The organism is Pseudomonas sp. D4002 (genome assembly GCF_013385665.1).
Classification (GTDB): domain Bacteria; phylum Pseudomonadota; class Gammaproteobacteria; order Pseudomonadales; family Pseudomonadaceae; genus Aquipseudomonas.
In genome coordinates this window covers 159345-183202 of record NZ_JACAPN010000003.1, presented here as the reverse complement: position 1 = coordinate 183202, position 23858 = coordinate 159345, and the positions used below count along the sequence as shown (strand labels likewise).

Here is a 23858-nt window from a genome sequence, read left to right as displayed (position 1 = left end):
ACAAACCCCGGATTTTCCGGGGTTTGTGTAGGAGCCAGTCCTGGCGGTCAGCCGCGAGTGGTCTCGCCGGCCGGCAGCACTTGCTTGGTGCGCCAGTGCGGCAGGGAGTTCCAGTAGCGCTCGCCCTTGGCATCGTCGTACATGCCTTCCCAACGGGAGATGACCAGTACGGCCAGGGCGTTACCGATCACGTTCAGTGCGGTACGGGCCATGTCCATGATGCGGTCGACACCGGCGATGAACGCCAGGCCTTCCAGCGGAATGCCCACGCTGCCCAGGGTCGCCAGCAGCACCACGAAGGACACGCCCGGCACGCCGGCGATGCCTTTGGAGGTGACCATCAGGGTCAGCACCAGCATCAGTTGCTGGCCAATCGACAGGTCGATGCCATACAGCTGGGCGATAAAGATCGCCGCGATGCTCTGGTACAGGGTCGAACCGTCGAGGTTGAACGAGTAGCCGGTCGGTACCACGAAGCTGCAGATCGCCTTCGGCGCGCCGTAGGCTTCCATCTTCTCGATCACACGCGGCAGCACGGTTTCAGAGCTGGCAGTGGAGTAGGCCAGCACCAGCTCATCCTTGAAGATGCGCATCAACTTGATCACCGAGAAACCGAACAGGCGGGCGATCAGGCCCAGCACCACAAAAGCAAAGAACAGGATGGCGACGTAAACCAGGATCACCAGCTTGGCCAGCGGCAGCAGCGAGGCGAAGCCGAAGTTGGCGACGGTCACCGCGATCAGGGCAAATACACCGATCGGGGCGTATTTCATGATCATGTGGGTGACTTTGAACATGCTCTCGGACACGCCCTGGAACATGGTCACCAGGGGCTCGCGCAATTCAGGCTTGAGGCTCGACAAGCCGAGGCCGAACAACACCGAGAAGAAGATGATCGGCAGCATGTCGCCACGGGCCACGGCGGCGAAGATATTCGACGGGATCAGGTTGAGGATCGTCTCGATGAACGCGTGCTCGTGCTGGACCTCGGCGGCGGTGGCCGTGTATTTGGAAATGTCGACGGTACCCAGGGTACTCATGTCGATGCCGGTACCCGGATGGAACAGGTTGGCCAGCAACAGGCCGACCACAATGGCAATGGTGGTGACCACTTCGAAGTAAAGGATGGTTTTAACGCCGATCCGGCCGAGCTTTTTCGCATCGCCAACACCGGCGATTCCGACAATCAGCGACGAAATCACGATCGGGATAACGATCATCTTGATCAGGCGGATAAAGATATCGCCAGCGGGCTGCAACACGTTGCTGATCCACCAGGCCTTTTCAGCACTGAAATGGTTAAGCACCGCACCGATTGCAATCCCCAGCACCAGACCGATGAGGATCTGCCAGGCGAGGCTTAGCTTTGCCTTCTTCATGTCATTACCCTTACTTCAAGTGGACTCAGGCAGATGCGCCAGCAGCTGGAACGCTCGAGAGCGAAAAAGTGTGTGCATCTGCCCCCGTAGAAGGTCACCGCAGTTGGCCGATATGGCTCACTGGCAGGCGAAAAAAGGCGCAACTATTCCGATGCAAGGAGGCGACGTCTAATGCCGTAAACGCCTACCCTATGCCGAATCGGCATGAGTTTTCTTGAGTTTTTCTGTCTGAACGGTCAGTTCGAATACGACATTTCGGCAGGCATAAATGCCGCGAACCGGCCATTTCAGGCTCGCGCAGGGTTTTTTGAAAATCTACGGTCGCAGTTGAAAACCCCTGAAAATTCCTACGCATACCATCGAAAAACTCGTCTGGCAGGAGACAAACTTTCTCGATAGATGGTCACGCGGAAACACCAAGAAATGGTTGGGCGGACGCAAAAAGGAGAATTGCCGCTATGGGCGGCATGACAGAAGCGGGCATAGGAGCCGCAAGCCCGTCGCAAGTTCCACAAACCATCGGCTTGGGAACTTGCGTCGCAGCTTTTCACCTGACCCGGCCCTTGCGCAGGCACTCCCTGTCCCCGTAGGTCACGCCGATCCAAACGATCAGAGCAACCCGGCCCCTTGGTCATGCACCACCCTTGTCGGGCGATGCAAACAGAAAGAAGCACGGCGCTTCTTTCTATGGACGTTAAGCCGGTAGACGACAGCGTCGTCAGACCGAACCTAGTACCAATTCGGATCTTTCTTGAGCTGTTCCATCAGCAGCTTTTGCATGCCTTCGTCCGGCTTGCCAAGAAAACGGTAGTCGGCGTGCCGCGTTGGCGATTTGTCCGCGGGCAAGCCCGCCGGGACTTCTACCAACATCGCGTAAGCATCTTCCTTGTCGAAGCTGAAAGCGACGATCAGGCGCTTGTTCAGGCATGTGTCTGCGGTTTCACAGAGCGGCCCGACCAAGTACTTGTCACCGTCCTCTTCAACGGCATTCATCTGTTCAGCGCTACCCGACAGGTTCATCACCCATTCAGGCAGGCGCTCTTCCTTCTTGACCACGCTCTGCCAGGTCTCGCGGTACTGCGGGTCCGCACTCAGCAGTTCGTTGGCTCGGGACTGGCCATCATTGGCAGCCAGTACCAAGCCGCTGCCGCCCAACAACAGGGCGGCAGCCAGGGCTTTAAGGGAGGAGTTGAACATGCTTAGCCTCGACCACGACGGCCAAAGAAGAAGGAAGCGATGAACATCACCAGGAAGACCACAAACAGAATCTTGGCGATACCCGTGGCGGTGCCCGCGATACCACCGAAGCCCAGGACTGCAGCCACAATGGCGATGATCAGAAATGTGATTGCCCAACTCAACATGGTGATTCTCCTTACGCTTCTTTTAGGGGTAACAGCGGTAGTGCCTGCGGTCGCTCGATTCGAGGACCGTGTATTGCCTAGAACACCCAGCGTTCCTGCGATGGCAGGTCGCCGAGGGTGGAGTCCTGTTCAACCGCCGCCAATTGCGGGGTTGTCACATCGGCGGCAGTGCTGCCGACGGAGCGGAAATGGGTCTGGGTCATCATCGGACGTTCAAACTGCACGACTTGCTGCTGACTCTGCTGCCAATGCGCCAATTGCTGACCGCCAATCAAGGTCACCATCAGGGCCAGGCTGGCAAACAACCCCTGTTGCAGGCGCAGTGGCGATACACGCAGTTGGGTCAGGCTTTGGCGAGTCATGCTGTATCTCTCCCGCATTCTGATTATTCGTAGATGAAACTCGTATGAGGTGTATTGCAGCCTGCGTGCCAGTTTTTTAACAAAATAAAAATCAATAAAATCAACAAGTTAAAAACAAAAGCGCTTTGACACCACGAGCATCCTGCACGATGCCCCTATCCTTGCCGTGCGAAATGCACGATGGTCACTGGTCGGATCAAGGGATAGGAAGGCAACGTTCGACTGCCGAAGTGGCAAGAGGGAGACAAAAACGCCTTTTGTGGGCGTCTTTGTAAGAAGAAGCGCAGATAGCTGCGCGGTGACGGCTTTAATCAATCAGAATAAACCATGCAACTTGCCCGATTATTCCGGGACTAAACAACATCATTCATTCTTAAGGGAGCGCGGGACAGATGGAATCAGCCAAGGAACTTCAAGGCCGCATTCTTTTAGTGGATGACGAATCCGCGATCCTTCGCACCTTCCGTTACTGCCTGGAAGATGAAGGCTACACCGTAGCCACCGCCAACAGCGCCGCCCAGGCCGATGCCTTGTTGCAACGCCAGGTGTTTGACCTGTGCTTCCTGGACCTGCGCCTGGGCGAAGACAACGGCCTGGATGTACTGGCGCAAATGCGTATCCAGGCGCCGTGGATGCGCGTGGTGATCGTCACGGCCCACTCGGCCGTCGACACCGCCGTGGATGCGATTCAGGCCGGCGCGGCCGACTACCTGGTAAAGCCTTGCAGCCCCGACCAATTGCGCCTGGCCACGGCCAAGCAGCTGGAAGTGCGCCAGCTCTCGGCACGCCTGGAAGCCCTGGAAGGCGCAGTGCGCCAGCCCAAGGACGGCCTCGACTCCCATAGCCCGGCGATGATGGTGGTGCTGGAAACCGCACGCCAGGTGGCGGGCACTGATGCCAACATCCTGATTCTCGGCGAGTCCGGCACCGGTAAAGGTGAACTGGCCCGGGCGATCCACGGTTGGAGCAAACGCGCGAAAAAATCCTGCGTCACCATCAACTGCCCATCGCTGACGGCGGAACTGATGGAAAGCGAGTTGTTCGGTCATAGCCGTGGTGCGTTTACCGGCGCCAGCGAAAGCACCCTGGGCCGCGTCAACCAGGCCGATGGCGGCACCTTGTTTCTCGACGAGATCGGCGACTTTCCGCTTACTTTACAACCCAAGTTGCTGCGCTTTATCCAGGACAAGGAATACGAGCGCGTCGGCGACCCGGTGACTCGTCGTGCCGATGTGCGAATCCTTGCCGCTACCAACCTGAACCTGGAAGACATGGTTCGCGATGGTCGTTTCCGCGAAGACCTGCTGTATCGCCTGAATGTCATCACCTTGCACCTGCCGCCCCTGCGCGAACGCAGCGAAGACATCCTGACCCTGGCCGACCGCTTCCTGGCGCGTTTCGTGAAGGAATATGCGCGGCCGGCGCGCGGCTTCAGCGATGAAGCCCGTGAGGCACTGCTCAACTACCGCTGGCCGGGGAACATCCGCGAGCTGCGCAACGTGGTTGAGCGGGCCAGCATCATCTGCCCGCAGGAAAAAGTTGAGATCAGCCACCTCGGCATGGCCGAGCAGCCGACCAACAATGCCCCGCGTATCGGTGCGGCGTTGAGCCTGGATGAACTGGAAAAGGCGCATATCGGCGCCGTGCTGGCCACCAGCGACACCCTGGACCAGGCGGCCCGAACCCTTGGCATTGATGCGTCGACGCTGTATCGCAAACGCAAACAATACAACCTGTGAGCTGTAGCCTATGAAGCTTGCGATGACCCTGCGCACTCGGTTGTTCCTGAGTATTTCCGCGCTGATCACCGTCGCCCTGTTGGGTTTGCTGCTGGGGCTGGTGAGCGTCATGCAAATGGCCAAGACCCAGGAATCGTTGATTCGCAGCAACTTCATCACATTGGACCTGGGGCTCAAGCTTCGGCAGACCCTCGGCGACCAGTTGATGATCATGCTCAATGAACAGCCGAATACCGCTGCGCTGGAAGACTCCAAGCAACGCTATTTCGCCCTGTTGGAGCAAGGTATCGACCACGAACAAAAGGACGCGGTAACCAGCGGTTTTACCCAGGCCAAGACCAATTACCTGAGCTTTCTCGAGGCGTTCGATGAAAAGGAGAATGCTCCGCCGCAACTGCGCAACAACGACGAGCTGACCAAACGCTTCAACATCCTGCGCAACGGCCTGATCGCCGAGCACAAGAAAGCCCTGGATAACATCAACGATACCGAACACAAGTCCCGTGAACGTGCGCTGCTGATTGCCGGCCTGCTGGGCCTGGTCGGGCTGGCGGTGCTGATCATCGGTTTCGTTACCGCCCACGGTATCGCCCGACGCTTTGGCGGGCCGATCGAAGCGCTGGCCAAGGCCGCCGACAAGATCGGCCAGGGCAACTTCGAAGTCACGCTGCCCATTTCATCCGCCGCGGAAATGAACCTGCTGACCCGACGCTTCGGCATCATGGCCGAGGCGTTGCGCCAGCATCAGGCAACCAATGTCGACGAGCTACTCGCCGGGCAGCAACGCCTGCAAGCGGTGCTCGACAGCATCGACGACGGCCTGCTGATGATCGACCGCCAGGGTCGCCTGGAACACCTTAACCCGGTGGCACAACGTCAACTCGGCTGGGACGAGAATCGCCTGGGCCAAGGCCTTGGCGACGCCCTGGGCCGCCCGGAACTGGATGAACAGCTGCAGCTGGTACTGCGCGGCGGCAACCTGGAGCGCGCACCTGAAGACCTGGAAGTAGAGGTTGAGGGTGAGCTGCGCCTGCTGACGTACAGCCTGACGCCGGTCAGCCATACCCAGGGGCACATTCTGGGCGCGGTGATGGTGCTGCATGACGTTACCGAGCAGCGTGCCTTTGAACGAGTACGCAGTGAGTTTGTATTGCGCGCGTCCCATGAATTACGCACGCCGGTGACGGGCATGCACATGGCCTTCGGCTTGTTCCGGGAACGGGCGAAGTTTCCTGCGGAGTCGCGCGAAGCGGACCTGCTGGATACGGTCAACGAGGAAATGCAGCGCCTGATGCAGTTGATCAACGACTTGCTCAACTTCTCGCGCTACCAGAATGGCTTGCAGAAACTCACCCTGGGCCCGTGTGACATCAGCGACCTGCTCGAACATGCCCGCGCCCGCTTCGCGGAGCAGGCGAATGCGCAGAACATCGAGCTGCTGGTTGAGGAACAATCCCCGCTACCGAGGTTGCATGCCGATCGAGCGCAGCTGGAAAGGGTGCTCGACAATTTGCTGGGCAATGCCCTGCGGCACACAGCCGACGGTGGGCAGATCCGCTTGCAGGCGCGTCGCCATGGCGAACGGGTGATTGTCAGCGTTGAAGACAACGGTGAAGGCATTGCCTACGGCCAGCAGGGACGAATCTTCGAACCGTTTGTGCAGGTAGGCCGCAAGAAAGGCGGCGCCGGGCTGGGCCTGGCGCTGTGCAAGGAGATCGTGCAATTGCACGGTGGCCGCATGGGGGTGTATTCGCGGCCGGGGCAGGGGACGCAGTTCTACATGGCCTTGCCCCTGTAGGACCAACGCGCCAACCGTTATTGGTGATTCAACGCCCGCAGGATCGCAGCACTTTCGGCATCCGGCGTCCCATCAAACAGCGACGCCCGGAAATGCATCTGGAACGCGGCCACCACATGCCGCGTCGCTACATCCAGCTCGCCCGTCTGTGGCGTCGGATAGCCCAGCTTCGCCAACTCTTCCTGGAACCAGGTAATGCTCGGCAGATCGGCTGCGTACTGCACCTGGTAACGGGCCACCGCCTTGGCGTCCGGCCACATGCCCAGCCCTTCATCCGCCAGGCGCTTCCAGGGGAACAACGGCCCCGGGTCCAGCTTGCGCAGCGGGGCAATGTCGCTATGGCCGATGATGTTTCGCGGGTCGATGCCGTTGCGTTTGCTGATGTCCTTGAGCAGCACCACCAGTGACTGCACCTGCGCTTCGGAATAGGGATACCAGACGCGGCCCGTCGGCAAATCCCGATAACCCGGGTTCACGATCTCGATCCCGATGGAGCTGGAGTTGAGCCAGGTGCGGCCCATCCATTCACTTTCTCCGGCATGCCAGGCGCGCTGGCTTTCATCCACGAGCTTATAGATGGTGGCCGAGGCGTCATCACCGATCAGGTAATGACTGCTGACCTGGCCATGGGTCAACAGCGCCAGGGAGCGCTCAAGGGACGCCGAGGTGTAGTGCACGACGACAAACTGCACACGATTGTCGTGGTTCACCGAAGGATGACTGGTGTCCAGGCGAGGGCCGCTCGCGCAACCGGCGAGCAGGAGAAACAGAAAGGCAGAACACAGAAGTTTCATGGCAGCAAATAGTACGCTTAAGACGATAATGCAACAGTGTAACGTACCGTTTGCTGCCAGGCGGCCAAATGCGATGTTTTAAACAAAATGGAACATTTCCGGTCAGGCCGCCTGCACCTGGTTACGCCCCGCCGCCTTGGCACGATATAACGCCTCGTCAGCGCGCTTGAGCGCCAGGTCGCTGCGTTCTCCCGGCTGAAACTGCGCCATGCCCATGGACACCGTAATCGTCACCGGCTCGCCCTTGAAGTGAAACGGGCAGGCTTGGATGGCTGCACGCAGGGTTTCGCCCACCGCCAACGCATCGGACAGCGACGAGTTGGGCATCAGCAGTACAAACTCTTCACCGCCAAAACGCGCGATGAAGTCGTTCGGCCGCAGGCGTTTGCGAAGCACCGTGGCGATGATTTTCAGCACCTTGTCGCCCGCCAGATGACCATAGCCGTCGTTGATGCGCTTGAAGTGATCGAGGTCCAGCATGGCCAGTGACAGGTTATTTCCACGCTGGTGCCAGGCGTTGACCTCCTGCTCCAGGCGCTCGCTCCAGGCCGCGCGGTTGGGTAGTCCGGTGAGCGGATCGATCAGGGCTTTCTGGCGCTGAACCTCAAGGTGTTCACGGTAGCCCTGAGCCTCTTGCTCCATATTGGCGACCCGTTCGGCCAGGACCTTGAGCCGTGCAGCCACTTCCTGTTCGCGCTGGTCACGCTGGTGGCGGTGTTCATCCATGGTGCCCAGCAACCCTTCGAGATGGCTCTCCAGCACGTGCTTGAGGCTGTCGAGGTCTGCGGCGTCCTGCATGCTGGTTTGCAAACCATCCACTTGTTCGCGGATCTGGGTATCCAGTTCCCTGGCCGCCGAGCGGCTGTCGGCGTGGCCGTCACTGGCGACCTGCAGGTGCCCCTGGAACGCCTCGAGACGGTCGTTGAGCTGCTTGAGGTAGGCTTCAAACTCGTGCTGGCCGCTGTCGGTGATCGCCAGCATCAACACCGCCAGGTCATCGAGGATCGGCAGCAATTCGTACCAGTTCAATCCGTGGGCCAGGCGTTCACGCATGGCTTCGGCCTGGGGCCGATGGCGCTCGGGCAGCGAGAGGTCTTCCAGTAAGCCGAGCAGGGTATCTTCGATGTGCTTGGCCACCGAACTGTAAGACGGCTCGGGGGTGTCGGGCAGGGCGTAGGCTTGATCCGCTTGCAGCTCGTCTGGGTTCGGCTCTGCCTGCTCGGGCGATTCTTGCGGTTCATCGGCCAGGACCGGGGGCAGGGAAAGACTGCCGATCTCTGTCCGCTCCGGCTCACGGGCCTGCACCTCTGGCACCTCGACCATGGCGGCAAGAGCACTCTCGAGCTCAACCTCCGCTTCGATCGGTTGCTCGGGTTCTGGCGTTTCGATAATCGTAGCGGGTGCCTCGACGACAGGCGCTGTGACCGCGACGGCCGGAACAACAGGCACTGCTTCGCTGACAGCGTCGGTAGCCTCTACTGGCGATACCGGCTCAGGGGGCGACTCGATGGGGGCCGGGACCTTCGGCTGCGGTGCAAAAGCCCGCAGCGCCTGGGCCAGTTCCGCCGATTGCGCCGGCGCTTCAACTTCATCCACCGGCCTGGGCTTTGGCGCAGCAGGCGCCGGAGAAGCCGGGCGGGATGGCGTGGGCGCTTCAACCTCCGGCGTGTCGATTGCGTCCTTGGTGCCAAACAGACGCTGCAACAGCCCCGGGCTCGAACGGCTGGTTTCGCCCTCCGGCTCCAGGTTACTCAACGCCTGCCCCTGGAGGCCGCTCAGCTCACTCAGCAACAGCGGGATCTCCCGCGCCTGGCCAACCCGACCGTCCAGCTGCTTGGCGAAAGCCTTCAGCGGGCGACTCACGTCCCGTGGCAAGGGCAGTTTCTGCAACTGAGTGACCAGGGCCGTCAACGCGCTGCCGATCTGGTCAACCCGGGTTTCGCGGCGCTGCTCCGAATCCAGCACGGCCTTTTCCAGGCGCGGCAGCAATGCAGCGAGGGCGGCGTCCATGTCGTCGGTGCGCACCACATCGCGCATTTCCTTCATGCATTGGTCAACCGCTCGGTCGGTCCCTTCTGCCGCCAGGGTGCTGCGCACCAGCCCTCGGCGCAGCAGGTCGAGGCGGGCGGCCCAGCGACGCTCGAGCTTTTCTTGTTGCTCGACGCTTTTAAGGTATTTCTCTTTCCAACGCTGGGCGTCGTCGCTCATGCAAGGGGTCCGCGAGGGCCGGGGCTCAACGCGGGCAATGCATCAGCCGTGAGCGAACCCGGCAGACGAATCTCTACCGCGACGGGCAGGTGATCGGAGATGGGCTGCGCCAGTACCTGCACACTTTCGAGTGTCAGGGTCGGGCTGAGCAGGATGTGATCAAGACAACGTTGCGGTCGCCAGCTGGGAAAGGTGGCTTCGACTTGCGGCGCCAGCAACCCAAGGTCGCGCAACGGGGAATTCTGTAGCAGGTCGCTGGCGTGGGTGTTCATGTCCCCCATCAGCACTTGGTGTTTGTAGTTGCCAATCAACTCGCGGATGTAGGCCAACTGCAGGGTGCGGGTTCGTGCCCCCAACGCGAGGTGCATCATCACCACGACCAATGCTTCCGGCCCTTCGCCGAATCGTACGAGAATTGCACCGCGGCCTTTCGGGCCAGGCAACGGGTGGTCCTCGATCGCCCACGGTTTCAGACGGCTGAGCACACCATTGCTGTGCTGGCCGAGTTTGCCGAGGTTGCGATTGAGTTGTTGATACCAGTAGGGAAAGGCACCGAGTTGCGCAAGGTGTTCGACCTGGTTGATGTAGCCGGAACGCAGGCTGCCACCATCGGCCTCCTGCAGGGCTACCAGGTCGAAGTCACCCAGCAGGTCGCCGATCTTTTGCAGATTGCCGGCACGCCCATTGTGGGGCAGCAGGTGCTGCCAGCCACGGGTCAGGTAATGCCGGTATTTCTCGGTACTGATACCCACCTGGATATTGAAACTGAGCAGGCGCAACCGACTGTCAGCCGGCAGGCCCGTGGATTCCAGGTGATGTTCGTTGACCTTCGGGTCATGCAGGCCAACGACACGTTCAGTACCCCAGCGACGCATGACGGGCCCCTTACTTGGCTGCGCGCTCTTTGGCGATCAATTGGTCGGCCACGTTCAGCGCCTGCTCTTCGCCGCCGGCACTGCCGATGTCAAAGCGGTATTTGCCGTTGACGATCAGCGTCGGTACGCCTTGCACGCCGTATTTCTGGGCCAGTTCCTTGTATTGGGCCATCTTGCCCTTCACAGCGAACGAGTTGAATGTCTCCAGGAACTTGGTTTTGTCGACGCCTTGGGTGGCGACGAAATCGGCCATGTCTTCAGGCTTCACAAGGCGCTTGCCTTCTTTCTGGATGGCATTGAAGACAGCCGCGTGAACCTTGTGTTCTACACCCATGGTGTCCAGGGTAATGAACAGCTGGCCGTGGGCGTCCCATGGGCCGCCGAACAGGGCAGGAATACGTTTGAAGTTCACGTCCTCAGGCAGCTTATCGACCCACGGATTGATGACTGGCTCAAAAGCGTAGCAATGCGGGCAGCCATACCAGAACAGCTCCACCACTTCGATCTTGCCCGGTACGGAAACCGGCACAGGATTGGTCAATTCGACATAGGTTTTACCGGCTTCAAGCGGCACGTCGGCTGCTTGTGCGGTCATGCCGAAAAGGCTGGCAGTGACGAGAGCGGCGCTGAGGATCAGATTACGCATGCTTTACTCCTGGACAAATAAAGTCGCCTCACGCGACCTTTGTTGTGACAGGTCTACGCGGGCTTGAGTTCGTTAGTGTAACGGCACCGGCCACAAAAAAGGGCAGCCTGGGCCACCCTTTTTATGCTTGCATCGACGGATTAATCGAGCGTTAACGTAGCCGGGGCACTTAGTGCAGGCCCTGGATGTATTGGGACACGGCTTCGATGTCCTTGTTGCTGAGTTTCGCGGCGATGCTCTGCATGATCTTGGTATCGCCGTCGTTGGTGCGATTGCCTTCGCGGAAGTCTGTCAGCTGTTTGCCGATGTACTGGGCATGCTGCCCGCTCAAGTGCGGGAAGCCCGCAGCAGCAAGGCCTGCGCCGTTAGGCGAGTGGCAACCGATGCAGGAAGGCATGCCTTTTTCCAGGTTGCCGCCGCGGAACAATTCTTCACCGCGGGTCACCAGTTTCGCATCAGCAGCTCCCACACTGCCTTTCTGGCTGGCAAAATACGCCGCGATATCCGCCAGGTCCTGATCGCTGAGGTTGGTCAACAAGCCGGTCATTTCCAGGACCGTACGCTTGCCGTCCTTGATGTCGTGCATCTGCTTGGTCAGGTAACGCTCACCCTGGCCGGCCAGTTTTGGAAAGTTAGGCGCCGGGCTATTACCGTCCGGTCCATGGCAAGCACCACATACGGCGGCTTTCGCCTGGCCAGCAGTGGCGTCGCCTGCGGCATGGGCAACACCGGTGATGCCCAGGGTCAACAGCAGACTCACGATCAGTTTGTTCATCAGCTAATCCAACTACGGCTAAGGGTTAAAGAGTTATGGACCGGGTTCACTCACCATCAACTGAATGACGGCATGGTAATCCTCGGTACTGCAGTCCATGCACAAACCACGCGGCGGCATCGCCTTGAAACCCTGGGTCACGTGTTGCACCAGCGTGTCCATACCTTGAGCCAATCTTGGCTTCCAGGCTGCCTGGTCACCCCGTCCAGGGGCGTTGGGCAGCTGTCCGGCATGGCAGGCCCCGCAAAAGCGGTTGTACACAGCCTCCGGTTCCTGTGTAGCCTGCGCACTGTAAAGTGGCATCAAGAAACCGAAGGCCAGCAGCCACTTGGTCATACATCGACCTTTTCAGGGTTTGAGAGCGTTTTGCGTTCTAATGCGCAATAAAGGTCTATCGCTCCCGTGAACTTCATCCTTCGCTGGGACAAAGCACACACAAAATCTGCGGCATTATATACTGGCGCTACTGAAACGGAAACGACACCGCTTGCCGCACCTATTCCCGGCACCGCCCACATCGGAAAACTCATGCAACTCAAGAATCCCATCCTCGGCCTGTGCCAACAGTCCACCTTCATGCTCAGCGCCGCCAAAGTCGACCAATGCCCCGATGACGAAGGCTTCGAAGTCGCATTCGCCGGCCGTTCCAACGCCGGCAAATCCAGCGCGCTGAACACCCTGACCCACGCCAGCCTGGCCCGCACCTCGAAAACCCCGGGGCGCACACAGCTCCTCAACTTCTTCAAGCTAGACGATGATCGGCGTCTGGTCGACCTGCCAGGCTACGGTTATGCAAAAGTACCTATCCCGCTGAAGCTGCACTGGCAGCGTCACCTCGAAGCGTATCTGGGTGGCCGGGAGAGTTTGAAGGGTTTGATTCTGATGATGGACATCCGTCATCCAATGACCGACTTCGACCTGTTGATGCTCGATTGGGCCGTCGCCAGCGGCATGCCGATGCACGTCCTGCTGACCAAGGCCGACAAATTGACCTACGGCGCAGCGAAAAACACCCTGCTCAAAGTGCAGGCAGAAATCCGTAAGGGTTGGGGTGATGCGGTGACTATCCAGTTGTTCTCGGCGCCAAAACGCATGGGCCTGGAAGATGCCTACACTGTATTGGCAGGTTGGATGGAACTGGCTGACAAGGGTTCGGAAGCCGCCGAGTAAAAACTCGGGGCAAAAAAAACCCCGGACTTCGTATGGGGAGGGGAAGTTCGGGGTCCAAGTTCCGGACCGCTAGGGCGGGGTCCAGATATCTGCCAACACTTAACACAACATAGGAGCATTGAAGGGCTTCACCACCCATTCAGTAACTCTGAGTAGCAATTCACGGGTTAAGTTCCGGCACGTTCAAAAAACTATTGGAAATAACCCGCCGCGTTTTCCGATCTAAAGCGCTGCCGCGGCATGATGACGCGGCCCAGGCCCCAGGTTTAGTGCGCTTCGTCCCAGTTGTCGCCCACGCCGACGTCTACCACCAGCGGCACATCCAGCTTTGCCGCCTCGCTCATGTGTTCACGAATCCTCGCGCTGACTTCAGCCACCAGGTCCTCACGTACCTCCAGCACCAATTCATCGTGCACTTGAAGGATGACCTTGGCGTCCAGGCCCGAGTCCGTCAGCCAGTTGTCGACCTTGACCATGGCCTTCTTGATGATATCGGCCGCAGTGCCCTGCATCGGCGCGTTGATTGCCGTACGCTCGGCGCCAGCACGCTCCTGAGGCTTGTTGGAATTGATCTCCGGCAGGTACAGGCGGCGCCCGAACAGGGTTTCCACATAACCCTGATCAGCCGCCTGGGCACGGGTGCGCTCCATGTACTCGCGCACCCCCGGGTAACGGGCGAAGTACACATCGATATAAGCCTTGGCGGTCTTGGTGTCGACGCCGATGTCCTTGCCCAGCTTCTGGGCGCCCATGCCGTAGATCAGGCCAAAGTTGATCGCCTTGGCACTGCGACGCTGATTGGACGTGACCTCGGTCAACTCAACCTTGAACACTTCGGCCGCCGTGGCGGTGTGCACGTCCAGGTCGTCGCGGAACGCATTCAGCAAGCCTTCGTCCTTGGACAAATGCGCCATGATGCGCAGCTCGATCTGCGAGTAGTCCGCCGCCAGCAGCTTGTAGCCCTTGGGCGCGACAAATGCCTGGCGGATACGCCGGCCTTCAGCGGTACGCACCGGAATGTTCTGCAGGTTTGGATCGCTGGAGGACAGGCGCCCGGTTGCTGCTACGGCCTGGTGATAGGAGGTGTGCACGCGACCGGTGCGCGGGTTGATCTGCTCCGGCAAACGGTCGGTGTAGGTGCTTTTCAACTTGCTCATGCTGCGGTACTGCATCAGCACTTTCGGCAGTGGGTAGTCATCTTCAGCCAATTTGGCCAAGACTTCCTCGGCCGTCGAGGCCTGGCCCTTGCCGGTCTTCTTCAACACCGGCAACCCGAGTTTCTCGTAGAGAATCGCACCCAACTGCTTGGGCGAGCCCAGGTTGAATTCCTCGCCGGCGATTTCATACGCCTGGCGCTCGAGGTCGACCATCTTGTTGCCCAGCTCGATGCTCTGGATGCCCAGCAAGGCGGCATCCACCAGGGCGCCCTGGCGCTCAATGCGCGCCAGCACGGGCACCAGCGGCATCTCGATGTCGGACAATACGCTGGCCAGGGTAGGAATAGCGGCAAGCTGCTTGTGCAGTTCCTGGTGCAAACGCAGGGTCACATCCGCGTCTTCCGCCGCGTAAGGGCCAGCTTGCTCCAGGGCAATCTGGTCAAAGGTCAGCTGCTTGGCGCCTTTGCCGGCGATATCCTGGAAGCTGACGGTGTCGTGGTCCAGGTACTTCTTCGCCAGGCTGTCCATGTCGTGGCGCGTCGCCACGGAGTTCAGCACATAGGATTCAAGCATGGTGTCGAAGGCAATGCCGCGCACGGTGATGCCGTGTGCCGGGTCACCACCGATGGCGCAGTTGGCCAGGATGTTCATGTCGAACTTGGCGTGCTGGCCGACCTTGAGTTTTTCCGGGTCTTCGAGCAACGGCTTCAGGGCCAGCAGCACGGTGTCCCGATCCAGCTGTTCCGGCGCGCCGATGTAGGAGTGGGTCAGCGGAATGTAGGCTGCTTCATGGGCCTGCACGGCAAACGACACACCCACCAGCTGCGCTTTCTGGGCGTCGATCCCGGTGGTCTCGGTATCGAAGGCGAACAGCTTGGCGTCGTTGAGCTTCTTCAGCCAGGCATCAAACTGAGCCTGGGTGAGGATGGTTTCGTACACCGGCTCCACAGAAACCGGCGCGACCACCTCAACCGCTGCCTCGGCGACCGCGGCCGAAGGAGCAGCGCTCAACTCGACACGCTTGGCATCGCGTTGAATCTCGTCAATCCAGCTCTTGAACTCCAGCAGCGTATACAGCTCCAGCAGCTTCTCGCGATCCGGCTCGATCAGGTGCAAATCATCCAGGCCCACGTCCAGCGGCACGTCGATCTTGATCGTTGCCAGCTCGTAGGACAGGAACGCACTCGCCTTATGCTCTTCCAGTTTGGCGACCAGGGTCTTGGCACCACGAATCGGCAAGGTCGGCACGATATCGAGCTGCTCGTAGAGCTCTTTCAAACCGCCATTTACACCAACCAACAGGCCGGAAGCCGTCTTCGGACCAATGCCCGGAACGCCCGGGATGTTGTCGGACGAATCGCCCATCAACGCCAGGTAATCGATGATCTGCTCGGGAGCGACACCGAATTTCTCCTTCACGCCCTCAACGTCCATGGCGCTACCGGTCATGGTGTTGACCAAGGTAATGTGCCCGTCGACCAGCTGCGCCATGTCCTTGTCGCCGGTGGAAATCACCACCGGACGGTCGGCGGCCGCGCTGCTGCGGGCCAGGGTGCCGATCACGTCGTCCGCTTCGACGCCTTCGACGCACAGCAGCGGGAAGCCCAGGGCGATCACGCTCTGGTGCAGCGGCTCGATCTGCACGCGCATGTCATCGGGCATGCTCGCGCGGTTGGCCTTGTATTCGGCGTACAGCTCATCGCGAAATGTCCCGCCCTTGGCGTCGAACACCACCGCGAACGGACTGTTCGGGTATTGCTTGCGCAGGCTTTTGAGCATGTTCAACACGCCCTTGACCGCGCCGGTAGGCAGGCCTTTGGAAGTGGTGAGCGGCGGCAGCGCGTGAAAGGCGCGGTACAGGTAAGAAGAACCGTCCACCAGGACGAGGGGGGCTTGGCTCATGAGCAGGATCAACCTTTTCGGCGGGTCAGGCGCTAGAATAGCCGGACCAATGACGACAAAGGGACAAGGTTATCATGCGTACAGTAAATCGCCTGTTGTTGACCGGCTTGATTGCACTCACTCCGATGGTGGCCATGGCGGCAGATACTGCCCCTTCGGGCGACCCGGAAGTCACCATTCGCACGGAAGGCGACAAGACCATTCAGGAATACCGCCAGAATGGTTTCCTGTACGCGATCAAGGTGACCCAGAAAGGCTTTCCGCCTTACTTCCTGGTGCGCGCGGACGGAACCGATGCGAACTTCATCCGCTCTGACCAGCCGGATATGCTGATCCCGTCATGGAAGATCTTCGAATGGAAATGATTTCTTAACTTTAATCGGCGCTGCTCCCCGCAGCGCCCGTAACGGCAGTTTTAACCATGTCTGTGTTCACCCCCCTGGCTCGGCCCGAGCTGGAAACCTTTCTTGCCCCTTACGGGCTCGGCCGCCTGCTTGATTTCCAGGGGATTGCCGCTGGTAGTGAAAACACCAATTTCTTCATCAGCCTGGAACAGGGCGAATTTGTCCTGACCCTGGTCGAACGCGGCCCCGTGCAGGAAATGCCGTTCTTCATCGAACTGCTGGACGTGCTCCACGACGCTGATTTGCCAGTGCCTTACGCCCTGCGTACCACCGACGGCGTGGCCTTGCGCGAGTTGGCGGGCAAACCGGCGCTGCTGCAACCGCGCCTGGCGGGCAAGCACATCAAGGACGCCAACGCCCAGCATTGCGTGCAAGTGGGCGAATTGCTCGGGCACCTGCACCTGGCCACCCAAGGCGAGAAGGTGTTGGAACGCAAGACCGATCGCGGGCTGGACTGGATGCTCAGCGAAGGCGCGCAGCTGATCTCGCACCTCGACGCGGAACAACGCGGCCTGTTGCAAGCGGCGCTGGATGAGATCGAGGCGCACAAGGCGCAGATCCTCGCGCTGCCCCGGGCAAACATCCACGCCGACCTGTTTCGCGACAACGCGATGTTCGAAGGCACGCACCTGACCGGGCTGATCGACTTCTACAACGCCTGCTCGGGGCCGATGCTGTACGACGTGGCGATCGCCCTGAACGACTGGTGCTCGGACGCCGACGGCGTGATCGACGGCCAACGGGCGCGGGCGTTGCTGGGGGCTTATGCGGGCTTGCGACCGTTTACCGCCAAGGAAGCAGAGCTGTGGCCGACCATGCTGCGTGTGGCCTGTGTGCGGTTCTGGCTGTCACGCCTGATTGCGGCTGAATCGTTCGCCGGGCAGGACGTGCTGATTCACGACCCGCGCGAGTTTCAGGTGCGCCTGGCGCAACGCCAGCAGGTCAAGACCCCGCTGCCGTTCGCGCTGTAAAGATCGTACGCGATCAAAATGTGGGAGCGGGCTTGCTCGCGAATGTGGAGTTTCAGTCACCAGATGCGCTGACTGATCCACCGCATTCGCGAGCAAGCCCGCTCCCACAGTGGTTATGCGGCGTCTGTCAGAGCGACTCCAGGCACCCAGCCAGGTCATTCCCCAGCTTCTCCAGCACCTGCTCATACCCCTGGGCGGAGGCCGGCGTGTAGCCGCCCAACGCATCCAGCTCCGCCAGCTTCACCGGCAAACCCGCCACCAGCGTTTCCGCAAGGCGCGGGCGCAACGGCGGCTCGCTGAACACACAAGTCTTGCCCACTTCCTGCAAACGCGTACGCATCGCTGCCACATGCTGGGCGCCCGGCTGCACTTCTGCGGCCACACTGAACACTCCGGTGTGCTTGAGGCCGTAGGCATCTTCGAAGTAATCGAAGGCTTCATGGAACACGAAGTACGGCTTGCCGGCGACGTCCGCCATACGTGCCTTCAAGCGCGCGTCCAGTGCATCCATACGGCCATCAAAGGCCTTCACGTTGCTCTGGTAACGCTCGGCGTTCGCCGGGTCGGCAGCGCTGAGGTCCGCCGCCATGCGGTTCGCAATCACCCGGGCGTTGACCGTCGACAGCCACAAATGCGCATCCAGGCTGCCCGGGCGATGGTCATGATCATGTTCGTCGGCATCTTCAGCATGGGAGTGGTTATCTTCGGCGAACCGACGCAGTTTCATTCCCGGAAGGTCCTGCACCGCCACCGTCGGCAAGCTGCGGCCTTTCAAGACACGCGGCAGAAAGCTTTCCATGTCCGGGCCGATCCAATACAGCAGGTCCACCGACTGCACGCGCCGTACGTCGGAAGGGCGCAACGCATAGTTATGCGGCGAAGCGCCCGGCGTCAGCAATACCTCGGGAATCGCCACGCCATCCTGCATAGCAGCAGCAATCAGTTGTAACGGTTTGATACTGGTCAGCACCCGAACCTCCGCCTGAGCGGCACCGGCAAGCAGCAAACTGGTGACAAATACGACAAAAACGGGAAAAAGTCTGGACACGATGACCACTCAAGGAGGCAGGAACAGGTAACATAATAACGTCTCTCACAAATATCTGTCGCCGCTCATGCCTAAAACACCGCTTGCCAGCCGTCCCCATGACCACTCTCACTGCGTGCACAGCGCACTGTCAGAGGCCGACGCACTGTGCGCGCGCCAAGGGCTGCGCCTGACCGCCCTGCGTCGCCGGGTGCTGGAGCTGGTGTGGCAAAGCCACAAGCCGCTGGGTGCCTACGACATCCTCGGCGTGCTCAGCGAGCAGGACGGCCGCCGCGCCGCGCCGCCCACGGTGTACCGCGCGCTGGATTTCCTGCTGGACAACGGCCTGGTGCACCGCATCTCATCGCTCAACGCCTTTGTCGGCTGCAACCACCCGGAACACGCGCACCAGGGCCAGTTCCTGATTTGCCGCGAGTGCCACGCCGCCATCGAACTTGAGCAAAAAAGCATCAGCGACAGCATCATCAAGAGCGCCGGCGACGTCGGCTTCAAGGTCGAAGGGCAAACCGTCGAAGTCGTCGGTGTGTGCTCGGGCTGCCAGGGGGCTTGATGAGCACTGCGTTAATCCGCCTGGAGCAGGTCGGGGTCACGTTCGCCGGGCAAAACGTGCTGGACAACATCGCCCTGAGCGTCGAGCCAGGTCAGATCGTCACGCTGATCGGCCCCAACGGTGCCGGCAAGACCACCCTGGTGCGCGCCGTACTCGGCCTGCTCAAGCCCGACAGCGGCAGCGTGTGGCGCAAGCCGAGGCTGCGGGTCGGCTACATGCCGCAGAAGCTGCATGTGGACCCGACCTTGCCCCTCTCGGTGCTGCGCTTCCTGCGCCTGGTGCCCGGTGTCGACCGTGCCCGCGCACAGTCCGCCCTCAAGGAAGTGGGCGCCGAACAGGTGATCGACAGCCCGGTGCAAAGCATCTCCGGCGGCGAAATGCAGCGAGTGCTGCTGGCCCGCGCCCTGCTGCGCGAGCCGGAATTGCTGGTACTGGATGAACCCGTACAGGGCGTCGACGTCGCCGGCCAGGCCGAGCTGTACAGCCTGATCACCCGCCTGCGGGACCGCCATGGTTGCGGCGTGCTGATGGTCTCCCACGACCTGCACCTGGTGATGAGCACCACCGACCAGGTGGTGTGCCTCAATCGTCACGTGTGCTGTTCCGGCCACCCGGAACAGGTCAGCGGCGATCCGGCTTTTGTCGAGCTGTTCGGCAAGAACGCCCAGAGCCTGGCGATCTACCACCACCATCACGACCACGCCCATGACCTGCATGGCGCCGTAGTCGATGACTCCACCGCATCCCACACCCACGTTCATGGAGATAGCTGCAAGCATGGCTGATTTTCTGCTCTACGCCCTGCTGGCAGGCTTGGCTCTGGCGCTGGTGGCGGGCCCACTGGGCTCGTTCGTGGTCTGGCGGCGCATGGCCTATTTTGGCGACACCCTGTCCCACGCTGCGCTGCTGGGCGTGGCCATGGGATTTCTGCTGGATGTGAGCCCGACCATTGCCGTCACCGTCGGCTGCCTGCTGTTGGCTGTGCTGCTGGTGACCCTGCAACAGCGTCAGCCGCTGGCCTCCGATACCCTGCTGGGCATCCTGGCCCCAAGCACCTTGTCCCTGGGCCTGGTGGTGCTGAGCTTCATGCATGAAGTGCGTATCGACCTGATGGCCTACCTGTTCGGCGACCTGCTGGCGATCAGCCCCACCGACCTGGCGTGGATTCTAGGCGGCAGCGCGGCAGTGCTGGTGCTGCTGGTGACGCTGTGGCGCCCGCTGCTGGCGATCACCGTTCACGAAGAACTGGCCACCGTCGAAGGCTTGCCCGTGGCGGCGCTGCGCATGACCCTGATGCTGCTGATCGCCGTGGTGATCGCTGTCGCGATGAAGATTGTCGGCGTATTGTTGATCACATCGCTGCTGATCATCCCGGCTGCTGCGGCCCAGCGTCACGCCCGCTCGCCGGAGCAAATGGCGCTCGGCGCCAGCCTTCTGGGGATGCTCGCGGTGTGTGGTGGCTTGGCGCTGTCCTGGTTCAAGGACACCCCGGCCGGGCCGTCGATTGTGGTCACGGCGGCCGCCCTGTTTCTGCTGAGTTTTGTCCTGCCCCGTCGTGGGGTGTAGACTTGCTCGCTTTTTGCGCAATTAGAGAGTCGCAGGAATGAAGCTGTTCAACGCCCGTTATCTGCTCCTTGCCGCATTTTCCTTGCTGCTGGGCGCCTGCCAAAGCACCCCGCCCGCCGCCCCCCAGGCGCCGGACGCACGTGCTGCGGCCATCGCACAGCTGGAGCAAAACCTCGCCAGCAGTGAACTGGCCACCGCCGAAGACGAGCTGGCCGCCTTGCAGGCCCAGTCGCCCAACGATCCGGCGCTGGAGCCTTATCAGCGCCAACTGGCCGAAGCCTATTTGCAGCGCAGCCAGATCGTCCTGCAAAAGGGTGATGTCAACGCTGCCGCGACGGCCCTGAGCCGCGCACGGGCATTGATGCCCAAGGCTCCGGCGCTGACCGGTGGCGTCAACAGTGCGATCGCCCATGCCCGTAAAGTCGAGCTGGACAAAGCCGAGGCCGCTCTGAAAGCCGCCGAAGCCAAGCCGCCGGCCAAGGTCATCGACCCGGCAGCGCCAAGCACTACGGTTGCGCTGAACCTCACCGATATCGAGGCGCTGCGCCATCAACTGGATGAGATCGCCACCGATGTGGTGAATTACCAGTGCGATGTGAGCATCCAGGCGCCGCGCACCGAAGATTACCCATGGCTGGCCACGTTGCTGACCAAACGGGTGAAGCGCATCGATTCGGGGTATGACCTGAAGATTCACCGGCAGATCCTGAAGAAGGTTCCGGCGCAGGTCGTGCTGATTCCGCGTAAGACTGAATAACGCCATTCGCGAGCAAGCCCGCTCCCACATTTAACCGAGTTCCAACTTTGGAATGCGGTCAAATGTGGGAGCGGGCTTGCTCGCGAAAGCGATCTAACAAACAACCGATACCTTAAGCCGGAACAGCTTTAGCCTTCGGCTCCCGATCCCAGACCCGATGCTGGGCAATCGCCGCAAAGAACGCCTTAAACGCCTTCGCGTCGCCGCCCACAATCAAGCCCGCATCCGCCTCAAGCTTCAGCACATCCAGCAACTGCTTCGCCTCACCGGCCAGGGCAATTGCTTTCAAGTGCTTGTAGGCCTCCAGCAGGTAATGCAACGCCACACCATCAGCGCTCAACGCCTGAACCGACTTGGCGCCACCCGGCACAAACACCGCATCGAACGCCACCGAAGGCAAGCCTTCCATGGAAGCGTCCACCGGAAGGCTCTTGCCATCCGCCGTCGTTACCGGCGCCGAGGTAGGCCCCAGCAACTTCGCATGCGCACCTGCAGCCTCAAGCGCCTTCTTCAAGGCATCAATCGCCGCACCATCAACACCGTTCGCCGCCAGAATCGCCACCTTGCGGGTCTTGATATCACCCGACAGCAAATTGGCCTGGCTCAACGCTGGCGAGCGTTCCGGAGACGTCTTGCGCTCTGGCACCGTACCTTTAGTCGGTGCTGGCAAGCCCAGGTTCTGCGCCACACGCTTGGCCAGTTCCAAGTCGATGTTGGCGAGGATCTCGTTCACCTGGCGAGCGCGAATAAACTCACGCTCCACCTTGCCCAGTTCAAAGCTGTAGGCGGCGATGATGTGCTCCTGCTCGTGCTTGCTCATGCTGCGGAAAAACAGGCGCGCCTGGGAGAAGTGATCACCGAACGACTCGCTGCGCTCACGGATCTTGTGGGCATCAATGCGCTCCGGATACGTCTCAAAACCACCGTCCTGCGCCGCAGGCGGAGTTTCTTTCGGCCAGCCGCCATCAATCGAGTTCGGCTCGTAGGACGCGCGGCCCTTGTCGATGGTGGTGCGGTGCATGGCATCGCGCTGGCCGTTATGGAACGGCGCTACCGGACGGTTGATCGGCAACTCGTGAAAGTTCGGCCCGCCCAGTCGGCTGATCTGCGTATCGGTGTAAGAAAACAGACGGCCTTGCAGCAGCGGGTCATTGGAAAAGTCGATGCCCGGCACGATATGCCCCGGGCAGAACGCCACTTGCTCGGTCTCGGCAAAGTAGTTGTCCGGGTTGCGGTTGAGCACCATCTTGCCCAGCGGCGTGATCGGCACCAGCTCTTCGGGGATCAGCTTGGTCGGGTCGAGAATATCGAAGTCGAACTTATGCTCGTCTTCTTCGGCGATGATCTGCACGCCCAATTCCCATTCCGGGTAATCGCCACTTTCAATGGATTCCCACAGGTCACGACGGTGGAAGTCCGTGTCTTTGCCCGCCAGCTTCTGCGCCTCGTCCCACACCAGGGAACAGGTGCCAACGGTAGGACGCCAGTGGAATTTGACGAAGTTGGATTTACCCTCGGCGTTCACCAGGCGGAAGGTGTGTACACCAAACCCCTGCATGGTCCGTAGGCTTTTTGGAATGGCCCGGTCAGACATGGCCCAGATCACCATGTGCGCCGACTCCGGCTGCAGCGAGACAAAATCCCAGAACGTATCGTGGGCTGAGCCGCCGGTAGGAATCTCGTTGTGGGGCTCAGGTTTTACCGCATGCACGAAGTCAGGAAACTTGATCGCGTCCTGAATGAAAAACACCGGCATGTTGTTGCCCACCAGGTCGAAGTTACCTTCGTCGGTGAAGAACTTCACGGCAAACCCACGCACGTCACGCACGGTATCGCCGGAGCCGCGTGGGCCCTGAACCGTGGAAAAGCGCGCAAATACCGGGGTTTTATGTTCCGGGTTACGCAGGAACCCGGCCTTGCTCAGCGCCGAATGATTTTCATAGGTCTGGAAATAGCCGTGGGCACCGGTGCCCCGGGCATGGACGATGCGTTCCGGAATCCGCTCATGGTCAAAGTGCGTGATTTTTTCACGCATGATGAAGTCTTCCAGCAGCGATGGGCCACGGGAGCCGACCTTCAAGCTGTTCTGGTTATCGGAAACCTTCACGCCCTGGTTGGTGCGCAGCGCCTGGCCCGTCGCGTCGGAGCGGAATGTTTCCAGGCTTTGCAGCTTGGCGTTGGTGTTGCCACGGTCCAGAGTGTCGGTGCCCGCAAGTTCGCTCTTGGGCGGGGTAACTGGCTTTTTAGTACTCATCAGACAAAAACTCCTCGTTTGCGTAGGCCAGAGCGATCCCCGGCTCTTCTTGAGCAAAACCCCAGGCACGGCACCTGGGAGTTTCGAGTTGCTTATGTAGTGACTGACACGGTTTTGTACCGTTCCTTTTTTATGACCT

At 60.4% G+C, this 23858-nt stretch carries 22 protein-coding genes; 9 read left to right on the top strand and 13 right to left on the bottom strand.

Annotation, left to right across the window (positions count from 1 at the left end; translation table 11 throughout):
* Window positions 1-47: 47 nt before the first annotated feature.
* The 4 genes from gltP to HX824_RS01840 all read right to left on the bottom strand — a co-directional run bounded on the left by gltP (window position 48) and on the right by HX824_RS01840 (window position 3105).
* Window positions 48-1379 (bottom strand): glutamate/aspartate:proton symporter GltP, encoded by a 1332-nt coding sequence (gltP, locus tag HX824_RS01855; RefSeq protein WP_017477988.1) that lies wholly within the window; start codon window positions 1377-1379, stop codon window positions 48-50.
* Between the two features lie 729 nt (window positions 1380-2108).
* Entirely contained in the window at window positions 2109-2576 is a 468-nt protein-coding gene (locus HX824_RS01850; RefSeq protein ID WP_008439644.1) for an inhibitor of vertebrate lysozyme family protein, read from the bottom strand.
* 2 nt (window positions 2577-2578) lie between these two features.
* Window positions 2579-2743, bottom strand: coding sequence for a DUF1328 domain-containing protein (locus tag HX824_RS01845; protein WP_003170804.1), 165 nt, complete (start codon window positions 2741-2743; stop codon window positions 2579-2581).
* A gap of 77 nt (window positions 2744-2820) precedes the next feature.
* Window positions 2821-3105 carry a hypothetical protein gene (locus tag HX824_RS01840; protein ID WP_087694545.1) on the bottom strand — a complete coding sequence of 95 codons (285 nt, stop codon included), beginning with the start codon at window positions 3103-3105 and terminating at the stop codon, window positions 2821-2823.
* 392 nt (window positions 3106-3497) lie between these two features.
* Here HX824_RS01840 and algB point away from each other — a divergent pair, with 392 nt between their 5' ends.
* Together algB and HX824_RS01830 are read left to right on the top strand one after the other, a co-directional pair.
* A complete protein-coding gene (gene algB / locus HX824_RS01835; protein ID WP_003214793.1) occupies window positions 3498-4844 on the top strand; it encodes a sigma-54-dependent response regulator transcription factor AlgB in 1347 nt (448 codons plus the stop codon).
* Window positions 4845-4854: 10 nt separating this feature from the next.
* The gene (locus HX824_RS01830; RefSeq protein ID WP_177054071.1) at window positions 4855-6642 is read left to right on the top strand and encodes a KinB sensor domain-containing domain; all 1788 of its coding nucleotides are present in this window, start codon (window positions 4855-4857) and stop codon (window positions 6640-6642) included.
* 17 nt (window positions 6643-6659) lie between these two features.
* Here the strand turns inward: HX824_RS01830 and HX824_RS01825 are convergent, their stop codons facing one another.
* The 6 genes from HX824_RS01825 to HX824_RS01800 form a co-directional block, all read right to left on the bottom strand.
* The gene (locus HX824_RS01825; RefSeq protein WP_003214798.1) at window positions 6660-7436 is read right to left on the bottom strand and encodes an N-acetylmuramoyl-L-alanine amidase; all 777 of its coding nucleotides are present in this window, start codon (window positions 7434-7436) and stop codon (window positions 6660-6662) included.
* 102 nt (window positions 7437-7538) lie between these two features.
* On the bottom strand, window positions 7539-9644 hold the full coding sequence (locus HX824_RS01820; protein WP_177054070.1) for a GGDEF domain-containing protein: 2106 nt from the start codon (window positions 9642-9644) through the stop codon (window positions 7539-7541).
* Window positions 9641-10519: an endonuclease/exonuclease/phosphatase family protein gene (locus tag HX824_RS01815; protein ID WP_003214803.1), complete on the bottom strand. Its 879-nt coding sequence runs from the start codon at window positions 10517-10519 to the stop codon at window positions 9641-9643. The genes HX824_RS01820 and HX824_RS01815 overlap by 4 nt, the downstream gene beginning before the upstream one ends.
* Before the next feature lie 10 nt (window positions 10520-10529).
* Complete coding sequence (locus HX824_RS01810; RefSeq protein WP_177054069.1) at window positions 10530-11165, bottom strand: thiol:disulfide interchange protein DsbA/DsbL; 636 nt, start codon at window positions 11163-11165, stop codon at window positions 10530-10532.
* A gap of 169 nt (window positions 11166-11334) precedes the next feature.
* Window positions 11335-11940 carry a cytochrome c4 gene (locus HX824_RS01805; RefSeq protein WP_102604423.1) on the bottom strand — a complete coding sequence of 202 codons (606 nt, stop codon included), beginning with the start codon at window positions 11938-11940 and terminating at the stop codon, window positions 11335-11337.
* 33 nt (window positions 11941-11973) lie between these two features.
* Window positions 11974-12276, bottom strand: a complete 303-nt coding sequence (locus tag HX824_RS01800; protein ID WP_003214809.1) for a cytochrome c5 family protein — start codon at window positions 12274-12276, stop codon at window positions 11974-11976.
* Window positions 12277-12468: 192 nt separating this feature from the next.
* Between HX824_RS01800 and yihA the strand changes: the two genes are divergently transcribed.
* The gene (gene yihA, locus HX824_RS01795) at window positions 12469-13110 is read left to right on the top strand and encodes a ribosome biogenesis GTP-binding protein YihA/YsxC (RefSeq protein ID WP_003214811.1); all 642 of its coding nucleotides are present in this window, start codon (window positions 12469-12471) and stop codon (window positions 13108-13110) included.
* A 266-nt stretch (window positions 13111-13376) separates the two neighbouring features.
* Here the strand turns inward: yihA and polA are convergent, their stop codons facing one another.
* Complete coding sequence (polA, locus tag HX824_RS01790; RefSeq protein WP_177054068.1) at window positions 13377-16169, bottom strand: DNA polymerase I; 2793 nt, start codon at window positions 16167-16169, stop codon at window positions 13377-13379.
* Window positions 16170-16243: 74 nt separating this feature from the next.
* Here polA and HX824_RS01785 point away from each other — a divergent pair, with 74 nt between their 5' ends.
* Both HX824_RS01785 and HX824_RS01780 read left to right on the top strand, forming a co-directional pair.
* Window positions 16244-16534 carry a DUF2782 domain-containing protein gene (locus HX824_RS01785; RefSeq protein ID WP_003214814.1) on the top strand — a complete coding sequence of 97 codons (291 nt, stop codon included), beginning with the start codon at window positions 16244-16246 and terminating at the stop codon, window positions 16532-16534.
* Between the two features lie 56 nt (window positions 16535-16590).
* Window positions 16591-17544 carry a homoserine kinase gene (locus HX824_RS01780; protein WP_102367835.1) on the top strand — a complete coding sequence of 318 codons (954 nt, stop codon included), beginning with the start codon at window positions 16591-16593 and terminating at the stop codon, window positions 17542-17544.
* 127 nt (window positions 17545-17671) lie between these two features.
* Here HX824_RS01780 and HX824_RS01775 read toward each other — a convergent pair whose 3' ends face one another.
* Complete coding sequence (locus tag HX824_RS01775) at window positions 17672-18592, bottom strand: metal ABC transporter solute-binding protein, Zn/Mn family (protein ID WP_177054067.1); 921 nt, start codon at window positions 18590-18592, stop codon at window positions 17672-17674.
* Window positions 18593-18659: 67 nt separating this feature from the next.
* Here HX824_RS01775 and HX824_RS01770 point away from each other — a divergent pair, with 67 nt between their 5' ends.
* The 4 genes from HX824_RS01770 to HX824_RS01755 are packed head-to-tail and all read left to right on the top strand — an operon-like array spanning window position 18660 to window position 21465.
* Entirely contained in the window at window positions 18660-19142 is a 483-nt protein-coding gene (locus tag HX824_RS01770) for a Fur family transcriptional regulator (protein WP_003214819.1), read from the top strand.
* Entirely contained in the window at window positions 19142-19927 is a 786-nt protein-coding gene (znuC, locus tag HX824_RS01765) for a zinc ABC transporter ATP-binding protein ZnuC (protein ID WP_008439630.1), read from the top strand. Before HX824_RS01770 ends, znuC begins: the two co-directional genes overlap by 1 nt.
* Window positions 19920-20708 (top strand): zinc ABC transporter permease subunit ZnuB, encoded by a 789-nt coding sequence (gene znuB, locus HX824_RS01760; RefSeq protein WP_003214823.1) that lies wholly within the window; start codon window positions 19920-19922, stop codon window positions 20706-20708. Before znuC ends, znuB begins: the two co-directional genes overlap by 8 nt.
* A gap of 37 nt (window positions 20709-20745) precedes the next feature.
* On the top strand, window positions 20746-21465 hold the full coding sequence (locus HX824_RS01755; protein ID WP_003214825.1) for a PA5502 family lipoprotein: 720 nt from the start codon (window positions 20746-20748) through the stop codon (window positions 21463-21465).
* Window positions 21466-21577: 112 nt separating this feature from the next.
* Here the strand turns inward: HX824_RS01755 and katE are convergent, their stop codons facing one another.
* Window positions 21578-23719 (bottom strand): catalase HPII, encoded by a 2142-nt coding sequence (gene katE, locus HX824_RS01750; RefSeq protein ID WP_177054066.1) that lies wholly within the window; start codon window positions 23717-23719, stop codon window positions 21578-21580.
* Between the last annotated feature and the right edge of the window lie 139 nt (window positions 23720-23858).